Raw genomic sequence first — 13,527 nt, 5'->3', positions numbered from 1 at the left:
GGCTCAGCCTTCGGTCTGCGGCACGGTCTCTTCCAGCGGCGGGGTCTCCTCGCCGCCGCCGTCGAAATCGAACCGATCCAGCCGCTCGGCCCGCCGCCCGGCCTTCTCGGCACTGACGCGGATCTCGGCCACGTCCTTCGCGGCCTGGCTGAAATGCCGGTCGAGGTTGCCGACCCGCTCGCCCAGCCGCGCGACATCGCGATGCAGCAGCCCCAGCTCGGCCCGGATCGCGCCGGCCTGCTCGCGCATGCGGGCGTCCTTCAGGATCGCGCGCATCGTGTTCAGCGTGGCCATGCAGGTGGTGGGCGAGACGATCCAGACCCGCGCCTCGAAGCCTTCGCGCACGACCTCGGGAAAATTCCCGTGCAACTCGGCATAGACGGCCTCCGACGGCAAGAACATCAGCGCGCCGTCGGCGGTTTCGCCGTCGAGGATGTAGCGCTCGGCGATGGCCCGGATATGGGTCCGCACCGCCTGCCGGAAGCCCGAAGCCGCGCGGGCCTGGCGGGCATCGGATTGCTCGGCGCGCAGGGCCTCGTAGGCTTCCAGGGGGAACTTGCTGTCGATCACGATCGGCCCCGGCGGGTTGGGCAGCCGCACGAGGCAATCGGCCCGCCGGTTGTTCGACAGCGTCGCCTGAAGCTCGTAGCTGTCGCGCGGCAGGGCCTTGGCGAGGATATCGTTCAGCTGGATCTCTCCGAAGGCGCCGCGCGTCTGCTTGTTCGACAGGATATCCTGCAGCGACAGCACGTCGCCCGACAGCCGGGTGATGTTGTCCTGCGCCTTGTCGATCACCTTCAGCCGCTCCTGCAGCTGGGTCAGCGAGGTTGCCGTGGCCTTGGACTGGCCGTGCAGCGTGTCGGTCATGCGCTCCTGCATCTCGGCCAGCGCGACCTGGGATTTCAGCGTGTTCTCGGCCAGCCGGTCGGCCATCTGCTGCTGAACCGTGGCCAGCCGCGCCTCCATCACCTGGATCACCTGAAGCTGCGCGTTGGCCTGGGTGTCGGACACCTGCTGCAGCCCGCCGCGCAGCTGCTCCTGCCCCTGCGCCATCTGCTGCACCGACTGGCTGAGCCAGGCCATCTGGCCGGCCACGGGCTCTGCCGCCCGCGCGGCACGGCCCGAGGCGCGGATCGACAGGACAAGAAGCAGGACCAGCAGCAGCACCAGCCCCGCGACCGCCAGGGCGATCCAGAGGCGCGGATCGTCCGGCTGCACCGGCAGGTCGATCATGTGCGTCCGAAGAGCCGTTCGATATCGGCCAGTTTCAGCTCCACATAGGTGGGGCGTCCGTGGTTGCACTGGCCGGAATGGGGCGTGGCCTCCATCTCGCGCAGCAGCGCGTTCATCTCTTCGGCCTGCATGCGGCGGCCCGACCGGACCGAGCCATGGCAGGCCATGCGGCTGAGGATGGCGTCGATCCGGTCCTTCAGGCTGTGGCTTTCGCCCAGGTCGGTGAGTTCGTCCAGCACGTCGCGGATCAGGCGTTCGGCATTGACCGTGCCCAGGATCGCCGGGGTTTCGCGGATCGCCACGGCAGCGCCGCCGAAGGGCTCGACGGCAAGGCCCAGGTCATGCAGCGCCTCGGCATGGTCGAGCAGGACGGCGCAGTCGCCTTCCGACAGTTCGACGATCTCGGGGATCAGCAGGGCCTGCGCGGCGACACCCTTTTCGGCGGTCTGGCGTTTGAGCTTTTCATAGACCAGCCGTTCATGCGCGGCATGCTGGTCGACGATGACCATGCCGTCGGCGGTCTGGGCGATGATGTAGTTTTCATGCACCTGTCCGCGTGCGGCGCCCAGCGGGCGGGGCTCGGCCGCCCCCTGCGGGTCCGGCTCGCGATGCACGGGCTCGGGGGTGTCGACAACCCGCGCGCTCCAGCTGGCGGCGGTTTCCCGGAACATCGGCTCGTCCATCGCTTCGGGCGCGGCGGGATGGGCCGGCGCGGGCACGTCGGGCGCCTGGGCGGCATAGGCGCTGCGCAGGGCGCCGTGCGAGGGGCGGTCCATCTGGTAGACGCGCGGCGCGCCGGATGCGGTCGGCGGCTCGGGCCGCATGGCACCCAGCGTGGCGCCGGCGACGGTGGTCGAGGCCCGGTGCCCGGCCTCGGCCAGCGCGTGGCGCAGGGCCGAGACGATCAGCCCGCGCGCGATACCGGCATCGCGGAACCGCACCTCGGATTTCGCCGGATGCACGTTGACGTCCACCAGATGCGGATCGCAGTCGATAAACAGCGCCGCCGCCGGATGGCGGTCGCGGCTGAGGAAATCCTGGTAGGCCCCGCGCAGCGCGCCCGACAGCAGCTTGTCGCGCACCGGGCGGCCGTTGACGAAGAGGTACTGGGCCACAGCGGCCCCGCGCGAATAGGTCGGCAGCGCCGCATAACCGAACAACCGCAGCCCCTCGCGCTCGGCTTCCACGCGCAGGGCGTTCTCGGCAAACTCGCGCCCCAGCACCTGGCTGAGCCGTCCGTGCAGCGCGTCGAACAGGTCGCCGGTTTCCGGATCGGCGCGGAAGGCCGTCCGCCCCTGCCCGTCGCCCGACACGTCGCGCAGGGTGAAGCCCACCGCCGGTTCGGCCATCGCCAGCCGCTTCACTACGTCGGACACCGCCTGGGTCTCCGACCGGTCCGTGCGCAGGAACTTCAGCCGCGCGGGCGTGGCGTAGAACAGGTCGCGCAGTTCCACCACCGTGCCGGCCCGAAGCGCTGCGGGTTTCACCGGGCCGAGCTTGCCGCCGGAGACCTTGATCTCTGCCGCCTCGCCGCCCCCGCGCGAGGTGATCGTCAGCCGCCCCACCGCGCCGAGCGAAGGCAGCGCCTCGCCCCGGAAGCCGAAGGTGTGGATGTTCAGCAGATCGGAGCCGTCGATCTTCGAGGTCGCATGCCGCGACAGCGCCAGCGGCAGATCCTCGGGCGCGATGCCGCAGCCGTCGTCGGTGACCCGCACCAGGGTCTTGCCCCCGTCGGCGATCTCGACCATCACGCGGGTGGCGCCGGCGTCGATCGCGTTCTCGACCAGCTCCTTGACCGCCGAGGCGGGCCGCTCCACGACCTCACCGGCGGCGATCCGGTTGATCGCGGCATCGTCGAGCTGCCGAATAATGGGGCGCATATCGCCCATGTTGCGGTCATGTTGTGTCATCCCACTATCCCTAGCATGGCTATCGCCGATTCTGAAAGCCGGATCCGGCGGTTCGATTGACATCCCCGCGCCCCCTTGGTCTGTCCTTGAAGCGGGCGAAACGAGGGGCCGGACCATGAGCGGACGTTGGGAATTCTGGATCGACCGGGGCGGGACCTTCACCGATATCGTGGCGCGCCGGCCCGATGGCGGGCTGCAGACGCACAAGCTGCTGTCGGAGAACCCCGAACGCTACCGCGACGCCGCCGTGCAGGGCATCCGTGAGGTCATGGGGATCGAGGGCGCGTTTCCGGAAGGCGCCATCGCCGCGGTCAAGATGGGCACCACGGTCGCCACCAACGCGCTGCTGGAGCGCAAGGGCGCGCGGGTTCTGCTGCTGATCACGAAGGGCTTCGCGGATCTGCTGCGCATCGGCTACCAGACGCGGCCCGACCTTTTCGCGCTGCATATCCGGCGGCCCGATCTGCTCTACGACCGCATGGCCGAGATGGACGAACGGCTGGACGCCGAGGGCAACGTGCTGATCCCGCTGGACGAGGATGCCGCCCGCGCCGCGCTGCAATCGGCCTTTGACGACGGGATCCGCGCCGTGGCCATCGCCGGGCTGCATGCCTACCTGACCCCCGATCACGAGGCCCGTGTCGCCGCGATCGCGCGCGAGATCGGCTTCACCCAGGTGTCTGCCAGCCACGAGGTCTCGAAACTGGCCAAGCTGGTCGGGCGCGGCGACACCACGGTGGTCGATGCCTATCTGTCACCGATCCTGCGCCGCTACGTCGATCAGGTCGCCGATGCGCTGGATCTGGGCACCGCCTGCGACCGGCTGCTGTTCATGCAATCCTCGGGCGGGCTGACCGATGCGCGGCTGTTCCAGGGACGCGATGCGATCCTGTCGGGGCCGGCGGGCGGCATCGTCGGCATGGTGCGCACGGCCGAGGCCACGGGCCACGACCGGCTGATCGGCTTCGACATGGGTGGCACATCCACGGATGTCAGCCACTACGCCGGGCAATACGAACGGTCGTTCGAGACCGAGGTCGCGGGCGTGCGGATGCGCGCCCCGATGATGGATATCCACACCGTGGCGGCGGGCGGCGGATCCATCTGCCGCTTTGCCGAAGGGCGTTTTCAGGTCGGCCCCGAAAGCGCGGGCGCCGATCCCGGCCCGGCCTGCTACCGCCGCGGCGGGCCGCTGACGGTCACCGATTGCAACGTGATGCTGGGCAAGCTGAACCCCGATCACTTCCCGGCGGTCTTCGGCCCGAACGGCGATGAGCCGCTCGACATCGACGCCGTGCGCGCAGGGTTTGCCAGCCTTGCCGAGACCGTCTCGGCCGAGACGGGCGAGGCGCCGCGCACGCCCGAGGACATGGCCGAGGGCTTCCTGCGCATCGCCGTCGACAACATGGCCAACGCGATCAAGAAGATCTCTGTCCAGCGGGGCCATGACGTGACCGGCTACACGCTGCAATGTTTCGGCGGCGCCGGCGGGCAGCATGCCTGCCTCGTGGCCGATGCGCTTGGCATGACGCGTGTCTTCATCCATCCCCATGCCGGCGTGCTCTCGGCCTATGGCATGGGCCTCGCCGACATCCGCGCCCTGCGCGAGGTGCAGATGGACGCACCGCTGTCCGACATCGCCGCAGCCGAGACCGCCATGGAAAAAATCCGCGCCGACGCCATGGCCGAGGTCGAGGCCCAGGGCGCCACCCGGCTCCGCGCGCTGACCCGCGCGCATCTGCGCTATGACGGATCTCATCAGCCGCTCGATGTGCCCTTCGACGCGCCGGAGCAGATGCAGGCCGATTTCGAATCCGCCCACCGCCAGCGCTTCGGTTTCATTTCGGAAAACCGCGCGATCCTCTTCGAGATGCTGAGCGCCGAGGCCATCGGCGACACGGGCGAGGCCCCCTCCGCCACGCCCTTCGGCACCTCTGATGCCGCGATCGCGCAGGTGCCCATGCACACGCCCGACGGCTGGACCGAGGCGCCGCTTTACGACCGTACCACGCTGACCGCTGACGCCCGCATCCCCGGCCCGGCGATCATCACCGAACCGACCGGGACCAACATCGTCGAGCCGGGCTGGACCGCGCATCTGGACGAGATGGGCAACCTGATCCTCGACCGGACCGAAGAGAAATCCCGCGACCTCGCCGCCGGCACGCAGGCCGATCCGGTGCTGCTTGAAGTGATGGGCAACCTCTTCATGTCGGTGGCCGACCAGATGGGCGCGACGCTGGCCAACACGTCCTGGTCGGTCAACATCAAGGAACGGCTGGATTTCTCCTGCGCGATCTTCGACGAACACGGCGATCTGGTGGCCAATGCGCCGCATGTTCCGGTGCACCTGGGCTCCATGTCCGACAGCATCAAGACGGTGATGCGCGAGAATGCCGGCGACATCCACGAAGGCGATGCCTTCATGCTGAACTCGCCCTTCAACGGCGGCACGCATCTGCCCGATGTCACCGTGGTCACGCCGGTCTTTGCCGGGGGCAAGCCGGTGTTCTGGCTGGGCTCGCGCGGACACCATGCCGATATCGGCGGCCGCACCCCGGGCTCCGGCCCGCCGGACAGCACGCATATCGACGACGAAGGCGTGCTGATCGACAATGTGCGCCTTGTCTCGAAGGGTGATTTCCTGACCGGTCAGGCGCTGGAAACGCTCCGCTCCGGCCGTTACCCGGCGCGCAACCCGAACCACAACCTTGCCGATCTGCAGGCGCAGGTGGCGGCCAACGAGACCGGGCGCCAGGCGCTTCTGGGCGTGGTCGATCAATACGGTCTGGACACGGTGCGCGCCTACATGGGCCACGTGCAGGACAATGCCGAGGAAAGCGTGCGCCGGGTGCTGAAGGACCTGCCCTCGGGCCGCTTCACCTACGAGATGGACATCGGCCAGAAGATCGAGGTCTCGGTCTCCGTCGATGCGAAGGCGCGCGAGGCGGTGATCGACTTCACCGGCACCTCGCCGCAGCATTCGGGGAATTACAACGCGCCCTTCGCGGTCTGCCGGGCGGTGGTGCTCTATGTCTTCCAGACGCTGGTGGGCCAGCCCATCCCGCTGAACGAAGGCTGCCTGAAGCCGCTGAAGATCATCGCGCCCGAAGGCTGCTTCCTGAACCCCGCCTACCCGGCGGCGGTGATCGCCGGCAATACCGAGGTCTCGCAGGCCGCCTGCAACGCGCTTTACGGCGCGCTTGGCGTGATCGCCTGTTCCCAGGCGACGATGAACAATTTCATCTGGGGCAACGACCGCTTCCAGAACTACGAAACGATCGCCGGAGGCACCGGCGCCGGTCCCGGCTTCCCGGGCTGCGACGCGGTGCAAAGCCACATGACCAACACGCGCATGACCGATCCCGAAATCCTCGAACGCCGCTTCCCGGTGCGGCTGGAGGAGTTCCGCATCGCGACCGGCACCGGTGGCGCAGGGCGGTACCCCGGCGGCAACGGCGCGCTCCGCCGCCTGCGTTTCCTGGAACCGGTCACGGTCACCACGCTCTGCTCTCACCGCATCGTGCCCCCGTTCGGCGGCGACGGCGGCGAGCCGGGGCACGTGGGCGAAAACTGGGCCGAGTTCCCCGACGGCTCCCGCCGCGACCTGAACGGCAATGACGAGATCGACCTGCCCGAAGGCGGTGTCTTCGGCATGCTCACGCCCGGGGGCGGTGGATGGGGCGCGCCCTGACCTGACCGGTTCGCCGGCGGCAGATGCTGCGCCGGAGTATTTGACACCAAGGTGAAGACAGGGGCGTGAGTGCACCGACCCGGGCAAGGCGACTTGTTTGCCACCCTGAGGATCCGACATCGGCAAACAAGCCGAACGTCCCGCCCCCTGCACTGCCCCCATGTTTCACCTTTGAGAAATACTCCGGCACACCGCCCGCCACACGGACCGCCCTCCGGAAAGGGCGCCGCGGCCCTGTCTTCTTCTTGGGCCAAATACTCCAAAGCAGCGATCGCCAGAGGCGCCCGCCACGCCCCCTTCGCGCCCTTGCCACGGCCCCTCCCCCGTGCCACCGTTCCCCTGCAATCGCCCGACGGAGACGCCATGACCGCCCAGCCCTCTCATGCAAAGGCACAGCTGCCGCAGGTGACACACCCCGCGCAGGAGCCCGGCAACCCGGGGATGGAGCTGGACCTCGACTGGGTGCGGGCCGCGCAGGCCAATACCTCGGCCATCGAGCGCCGGGCCGCGACATTGCCGGGCCGGAGGTCGGTGAAAAAGGACTTTCAGGCGGCCTGGCTGCTGCGCGCGATCACCTGCATCGACCTGACCACGCTGTCGGGCGACGACACGCCGGGCCGGGTCCGGCGGCTTTGCGCCAAGGCGCGCCAGCCGGTGCGGGCGGATCTGCTGGACGCGATGGGCATGGATCCGATCACCGTCGGCGCCGTCTGCGTCTACCACGACATGATCGCCCCCGCGGTCGAGGCGCTGGACGGCTCCGGCATCCCCGTCGCCGCCGTCAGCACCGGCTTTCCGGCCGGGCTCTCGCCCTTCCGCCTGCGGGTCGAGGAGATCACCGAGAGCGTCGCGGCGGGCGCCGCCGAGATCGACATCGTGATCTCGCGCCGCCACGTGCTGACCGGCGACTGGCAGGCGCTCTACGACGAGATGCGGATCTTCCGCGAGGCCTGCGGCGCGGCCCATGTGAAGGCGATCCTCGCCACAGGAGAGCTCGGCACGCTGCGCAATGTCGCCCGCGCCTCGCTGGTCTGCATGATGGCCGGCGCCGATTTCATCAAGACCTCGACCGGCAAGGAAAGCGTGAACGCCACGCTGCCCGTGTCGCTGGTGATGCTGCGGGCGATCCGGGCCTACCATGCGCGCACCGGCTACCGGGTGGGGTACAAACCCGCGGGCGGGATATCCAAGGCCAAGGATGCGCTGGTCTACCTCTCGCTGATGAAGGAGGAACTGGGCGACCGCTGGCTGCGCAGCGATCTCTTCCGCTTCGGCGCCTCGTCGCTTCTGGGCGACATCGAGCGCCAGCTTGAGCATCACGTGACCGGCGCCTATTCGGTCGGCTGGCGCCACGCGGCAGGCTGAGCCCCGCCGGCAGGACGAACACAGCGGAAGCCCGGCATCACAGCGGTCCGGCAGCCCCGGGGAGGACACGAGACATGAGCGTCAGAGAGATTTTCGAGAGCATGGAATACGGACCCGCCCCCGAAAGCGCCGCGGATGCGCTGGCCTGGATCGTGGACCAGGGCAGCCGGTTGGGGTGCTTCATCGACGGCGCCTTCACCGATCCGGGCACGACCTTTGAAACCCGCAACCCCGCCACCGGCGAGGTGCTGGCCGAAATCACCCAGGCTACGCAATCGGACATCGACGCCGCCGTCGCCGCCGCCCGCGCCGCCCAGCCGGGATGGGAGGCGCTGGGAGGCCATGGCCGGGCCCGCACCCTCTATGCCATCGCGCGGCTTCTGCAGAAACACGCGCGCCTCTTCGCCGTGCTCGAGACGCTCGACAACGGCAAGCCGATCCGCGAAAGCCGCGACATCGACATCCCGCTGGCCCAGCGGCATTTCTACTACCACGCCGGCCAGGCCGAGCTGATGGAGGAAACGCTGCCGGGCTACGTAGCCTTGGGCGTCTGCGGACAGATTGTGCCGTGGAACTTCCCGCTGCTGATGCTGTCATGGAAAATTGCGCCGGCGCTGGCGATGGGCAACACCGTGGTGCTCAAGCCGGCGGAATGGACCTCGCTGACCGCGCTGCTCTTTGCCGATATCTGCCGGCAGGCGGGGGTGCCGAAAGGCGTCGTCAACATCGTCACCGGGGACGGCGACGTGGGCGAGATGATCGTGGGCTCGGACGTCGACAAGATCGCCTTCACCGGCTCTACCGCCGTGGGCCGCCGCATCCGCGAGGCCACCGCCGGGACCGGCAAGGCGCTGACGCTGGAGCTGGGCGGCAAATCCCCCTACATCGTCTTCGACGACGCCGATATCGACAGCGCGATCGAGGGCCTCGTCGATGCGATCTGGTTCAACCAGGGCCAGGTCTGCTGCGCCGGGTCGCGCCTTCTGCTGCAGGAGGGCATCGCCGAGGACGTCACCGCGCGGCTCAAGGCGCGGATGGAAAAGCTGCGCATCGGCAATCCGCTGGACAAATGCATCGACGTGGGCGCCATGGTCGATCCAGCGCAGGTGGCCCGCGTCACCGGGATGCTGGAGGGCGCGGAGGGCGATGTCTTCACCGCCGGCGATCTGCCCGGGCACGGCGCCTATATGCGGCCCACGCTGATCTCCGGCCTCGCCCCCTCCGACCGGCTGATGCAGGAGGAGATCTTTGGTCCGGTTCTCGTCTCCACCACCTTCCGCACGCCGGACGAGGCGGTGGCGCTGGCCAACAACACCCGCTACGGGCTCGCGGCCTCGGTGTGGACCGAGAACGTGAACCTCGCGCTCGACGTGGCGCCGAAACTGGCCGCCGGCGTGGTCTGGGTGAACGCGACGAATCTGTTCGACGCGGCGGCGCCCTTCGGCGGTCTGCGCGAAAGCGGTTTCGGCCGCGAAGGCGGACCCGAGGGGCTGATGGCCTATGCCCGCCCCGGCGGCGAGGCCCCTGCGCTGCCGCCCCGGCACCCTGAGGCCGAGCCCGGCGGTCCGGAGATGCCCATCGATCGCACCGCGAAGCTATACATCGGCGGCAAGCAGGCGCGGCCCGACGGCGGTTATTCCCGGCCTGTCCACGGCGCCGATGGCGGGCTGATCGGGCACATGTCGCTGGCCAGCCGCAAGGATGTGCGCAACGCGGTCGAGGCGGCGCAGGCGGCCTCCGCCTGGGCCGGGGTTACGGCGCATCTGCGCGCGCAGGTGATCTATTTCATTGCCGAGAACCTCTCGGCCCGGGCCGATGAATTCGCCGCGCGGCTGGATGCCATGTCCGGCACCAAGGATGGCGCATCCGAGGTCGAGGCCGCCATCGCCCGGCTGTTCACCTATGCCGCCTGGGCCGACAAGTACGACGGCGCCGTCCGCTCCGTTCCGATCCGCGGCACGGCGCTGGCCACCCGCCGCCCCGTCGGGTTGATCGGCGCGCTGTGCCCGGACGAGGCACCGCTGCTGGGCCTCGTCTCGGTCATGGCGCCGGCCATCGCCATGGGCAACCGGATCGTGCTGGTGGCATCGGAAACCGCGCCGCTGATCGCCACGGATCTCTTCCAGGTGCTCGACACCTCCGACGTGCCCGGCGGGGTGGTGAACATCCTCACCGGCTCCCATGCCGAGCTTGCCCCGACGCTTGCCAGCCACATGGCGCTCGACGCGGTCTGGAGCTTCTCCGCCGCCCCGGTCTCCGAGGTCATCGAACGCGCCGCCGCCGGCAATCTCAAGCGCACCTGGGTCAATCACGGCAAGGGCCACGACTGGAGCAAACCCCAGTCCCGCACCTTCCTGGCGGAAGCAACGGAAACCCGGACCACCTGGATCCCCTGGGGCGAATAACCCGCCCGACACCCCTGAAACGCAAAAGACAGAGGCACCACGCCCCTGTCTTCTTCTTGGCCCAAATACCGCCCGCCGGAGGCACGCGCCCACCGGGCGCGTCCAGACATCAGCGGCAAGAGGCGTCAGTTGGTATCAGGGTCCAGCCCCTCGGGGGTGCCGACCACGACGAACCGAAGGTCCTCCGGACGGTACAGCTCTGCCGCGACCCGGTTCACATCCTCAAGCGTCACGGCATTCACCTTGTCGTTCCGAGTGGCGATATAGTCGATGGGCAGGTCCTCCATCTGCATCCCCACGAGGATACCGGCAATCCGCCCGTTGCCCTTGAACCGCAGCGGGTAGGCGCCCGTCAGGTAGGTCTTCGCGGCCTCCAGCTCCTCCTCGGTCACGCCGTCCTCGGCCAGTTTCGCCCATTCGTCGCGGATCACCTCGATGGCCTCGGCGATCCGGTCGTTGGCCGATCCGACCCGGCCGACAAGGATCGCCGCCTGGTCCTTGGGCCCGAGATAGGCATAGACGCCGTAGGTCAGGCCGCGCTTCACGCGGACCTCTTCCATCAGGCGGCTTTCGCCGGTTCCGCCCAGGATATGCGTCGCGATCATCGCGGCGAAGAAATCCGGATCATCGCGCTCCAGCCCCGGCTGCCCGAACAGCGCCACCGATTGCGGCGTCTCGAAGGGGATCACGGTGGTGCCGCCTTCGACATGCAGCTCCGCCGGGCCGGGCAGGGGCGCGCCGGTCTCGGGCAGGTCGGCAAGCAGCTCGTCGACGATCTCGCCCAGTTCCTCGGGCGTGATGTCGCCCACCGCGCCGACATAGACCCGGTCGCGCGCAAAGACCGCCTTGTGCGCCGCGACCACGTCGTCGCGGGTCAGGGCGGCGACGCTGTCCAGCGTGCCCTTGCCCGAGCTGCCGTAGGGATGATCGCCGAAGACGAATTCGGAAAAGGCGTTCGAGGCGATGTCGTCAGGGTCCTTGGCATCCGATTGGAGGCCCGAGAGCACCTGCCCCCGAACCCGGTCCACGGCATCCTGGTCAAAGCGCGGCTCGACGATGCTGGTGCGCAGCAGGTCGATCGCCTCGTCGCGGTTCTCGGTCAGGAACCGGGCCGAGACCGACACGTCGTCATCGGAAGAATCGTACTGGAACGAGGCCGCCAGCTCTTCGCGGGCGCGGGCGAAGTCGCGCGCGTCGCGGTCGGCGGCGCCTTCTTCCAGCAGGCCGGTCATCAGGTAGACCGCCCCGCGGCTGTCCGGCGCATCCAGCGAGGTGCCGCCGCGGAACCGGATTTCCAGCGCGGTGAAAGGGATCGAGTGATCCTCGACCAGCCAGGCGGTGATGCCCGAGGGGCTGGTGACCTCCTGGATGTCCACGTCGGCGCGGGCCGAGACGGCGGCGACGGAGCCCGCGGCAAGGCCCGCGGCGAGGGTCAGCGCGAAACGGATCATTGGGTCACCTCCTGTTCGGTCTGTTCGGTCTCACCCGGGGTTTGCGGACGGGTCAGGTAGCCCGTCACCGAGGTTTCGGGACGAAACACCATGCGCGCGGCCTCCATCACCTCGTCGGCGGTGATCTCCTGCACCAGGCCCGGCCAGGCCTGGATGTCCTCGACCGTCAGTCCCGAGGCCAGCGCGCGGCCGTAGCGGTTGCCGACGCTGTCCACGGAATCGCGTTCATAGATCTGTGCCGCGCGTTTCTGCGCCTTGATCCGCTCCAAGTGCTCGGGATCGACGCCGTCTTCCATGAACTGCGCGATTGCCGCATCCAGAGAGGCCTCTGCCTCCTCCAGCGTCACATCCGGGACCGGCACGACAACCAGGTTGAATGTCGTGTCATCCAGCGAGGTGCCGGAATAGAAGCTGCCGGCATAGACCACGCTCTTTTCCTCGAACTGGAGGCGTTCGTTCAGGTACGAGGTCTGCCCCCCGCCCAGCACCTCGGACAGCAGGTCCAGCGCGGCGGCGGTGCGCTGGTCGCCCGGGTCGCGTTCGGGCGCCAGGTAAGACCGGCGCAACGTCGGCTGGGCCACGCGCGGATCCTCGAACACCAGCCGCCGGGGGGCGGTCTGCGGCGGCTCCTGCGGGCGGGACCGTTCGGTCAGCTCGGGGTTCGCCGGGATCTTGCCATAGGTTTCTTCGGCCAGGGTGCGGACCTCGTCGGCGGTCACGTCGCCGGTGACCACGAGAATCGCGTTGTTGGGCGAGTAGTAGAGCTCGTAGAAATCCATCACCGCGTCCATGTCCAGCTCGGCCATCTCGTGGCGCCAGCCGATCACGGGGATGCCGTAGGGATGGTTGAGGTACTGCGCCGCGCTCAGCTGCTCGGAGAAGAGCGCGCCGGTGCTGTTCTCGATCCGCATGTTGCGCTCTTCCAGGATCACGTCGCGCTCGGTGGCGATGTCGGTCTCGGTCAGCCGGATGTTCTTCATCCGGTCGGCTTCCATCTCCATCATCAGGCCCAGGCGGTCGGCGGCGACCTGCTGGTAATAGGCGGTGTAATCGTAGCTGGTGAAGGCGTTGTCGCTGCCGCCATTGGCCGCCACGGTCGCCGAAAGCTCCCCGGCTTCAAGCGTGTCGGTCGCCTTGAACAGCAGGTGTTCGAGGAAATGCGCGACGCCCGAGACACCGGGCGCCTCGTCGGCGGCACCGGCGCGGTACCAGACCATCTGCTGCACGACCGGGGCGCGGTGGTCCTCGACCACGACGACCTCCATCCCGTTGTCGAGCGTGAAGGTGGTGACCTGGTCTGACACGTCCTGCGCGGCCAGGGCCGCCGGAAGGGCGGCCAGCCACACGGCCAGCGCGGAGAAGAAGGCGGGAATGGGTTTCATGCGGGCTCCTGTTCTGCGGAACATCCGCAAAGGTACGGTTTTGCCGGGCCGCCACAAGAACCCTGTCGAGAATGTGACCCCGGTATC

Annotated in this window: 7 protein-coding genes; 3 read left to right on the top strand and 4 right to left on the bottom strand. The window is 68.7% G+C overall.

What is annotated here, in order from left to right; genetic code table 11:
* Positions 1 to 3: 3 nt before the first annotated feature.
* Positions 4 to 1,233 carry a DNA recombination protein RmuC gene (locus tag ATO3_RS08020; RefSeq protein WP_088649294.1) on the bottom strand — a complete coding sequence of 410 codons (1,230 nt, stop codon included), beginning with the start codon at positions 1,231 to 1,233 and terminating at the stop codon, positions 4 to 6.
* Positions 1,230 to 3,143, bottom strand: coding sequence for a DNA mismatch repair endonuclease MutL (gene mutL, locus ATO3_RS08015; RefSeq protein ID WP_088649293.1), 1,914 nt, complete (start codon positions 3,141 to 3,143; stop codon positions 1,230 to 1,232). Before mutL ends, ATO3_RS08020 begins: the two co-directional genes overlap by 4 nt.
* 115 nt (positions 3,144 to 3,258) lie before the next feature.
* Between mutL and ATO3_RS08010 the strand changes: the two genes are divergently transcribed.
* The 3 genes from ATO3_RS08010 to ATO3_RS08000 all read left to right on the top strand — a co-directional run bounded on the left by ATO3_RS08010 (position 3,259) and on the right by ATO3_RS08000 (position 10,607).
* The gene (locus tag ATO3_RS08010; RefSeq protein ID WP_088649292.1) at positions 3,259 to 6,837 is read left to right on the top strand and encodes a hydantoinase B/oxoprolinase family protein; all 3,579 of its coding nucleotides are present in this window, start codon (positions 3,259 to 3,261) and stop codon (positions 6,835 to 6,837) included.
* Between the two features lie 363 nt (positions 6,838 to 7,200).
* Complete coding sequence (gene deoC, locus ATO3_RS08005) at positions 7,201 to 8,202, top strand: deoxyribose-phosphate aldolase (protein ID WP_088649291.1); 1,002 nt, start codon at positions 7,201 to 7,203, stop codon at positions 8,200 to 8,202.
* A gap of 74 nt (positions 8,203 to 8,276) precedes the next feature.
* Positions 8,277 to 10,607, top strand: a complete 2,331-nt coding sequence (locus ATO3_RS08000) for an aldehyde dehydrogenase family protein (RefSeq protein WP_088649290.1) — start codon at positions 8,277 to 8,279, stop codon at positions 10,605 to 10,607.
* Between the two features lie 125 nt (positions 10,608 to 10,732).
* Here the strand turns inward: ATO3_RS08000 and ATO3_RS07995 are convergent, their stop codons facing one another.
* Both ATO3_RS07995 and ATO3_RS07990 read right to left on the bottom strand, forming a co-directional pair.
* On the bottom strand, positions 10,733 to 12,058 hold the full coding sequence (locus ATO3_RS07995) for a M16 family metallopeptidase (RefSeq protein ID WP_088649289.1): 1,326 nt from the start codon (positions 12,056 to 12,058) through the stop codon (positions 10,733 to 10,735).
* Positions 12,055 to 13,440 carry a M16 family metallopeptidase gene (locus ATO3_RS07990; RefSeq protein ID WP_088649288.1) on the bottom strand — a complete coding sequence of 462 codons (1,386 nt, stop codon included), beginning with the start codon at positions 13,438 to 13,440 and terminating at the stop codon, positions 12,055 to 12,057. Before ATO3_RS07990 ends, ATO3_RS07995 begins: the two co-directional genes overlap by 4 nt.
* Positions 13,441 to 13,527 lie beyond the last annotated feature (87 nt).

The sequence above is a fragment of the Marinibacterium profundimaris genome, assembly GCF_002210095.1.
Taxonomy (GTDB): Bacteria; Pseudomonadota; Alphaproteobacteria; order Rhodobacterales; family Rhodobacteraceae; genus Marinibacterium; species Marinibacterium profundimaris.
Note: the sequence above shows the minus strand (reverse complement) of the source record. Positions and strands in the feature narration are given on the sequence as shown.

Coding starts and splice junctions, on each gene's coding strand:
- ATO3_RS08020 (WP_088649294.1), bottom strand. CDS start 1,233: ATGATCGACCTGCCGGTGCAGCCGGACGATCCGCGCCTCTGGATCGCC.
- mutL (WP_088649293.1), bottom strand. CDS start 3,143: ATGACACAACATGACCGCAACATGGGCGATATGCGCCCCATTATTCGG.
- ATO3_RS08010 (WP_088649292.1), top strand. CDS start 3,259: ATGAGCGGACGTTGGGAATTCTGGATCGACCGGGGCGGGACCTTCACC.
- deoC (WP_088649291.1), top strand. CDS start 7,201: ATGACCGCCCAGCCCTCTCATGCAAAGGCACAGCTGCCGCAGGTGACA.
- ATO3_RS08000 (WP_088649290.1), top strand. CDS start 8,277: ATGAGCGTCAGAGAGATTTTCGAGAGCATGGAATACGGACCCGCCCCC.
- ATO3_RS07995 (WP_088649289.1), bottom strand. CDS start 12,058: ATGATCCGTTTCGCGCTGACCCTCGCCGCGGGCCTTGCCGCGGGCTCC.
- ATO3_RS07990 (WP_088649288.1), bottom strand. CDS start 13,440: ATGAAACCCATTCCCGCCTTCTTCTCCGCGCTGGCCGTGTGGCTGGCC.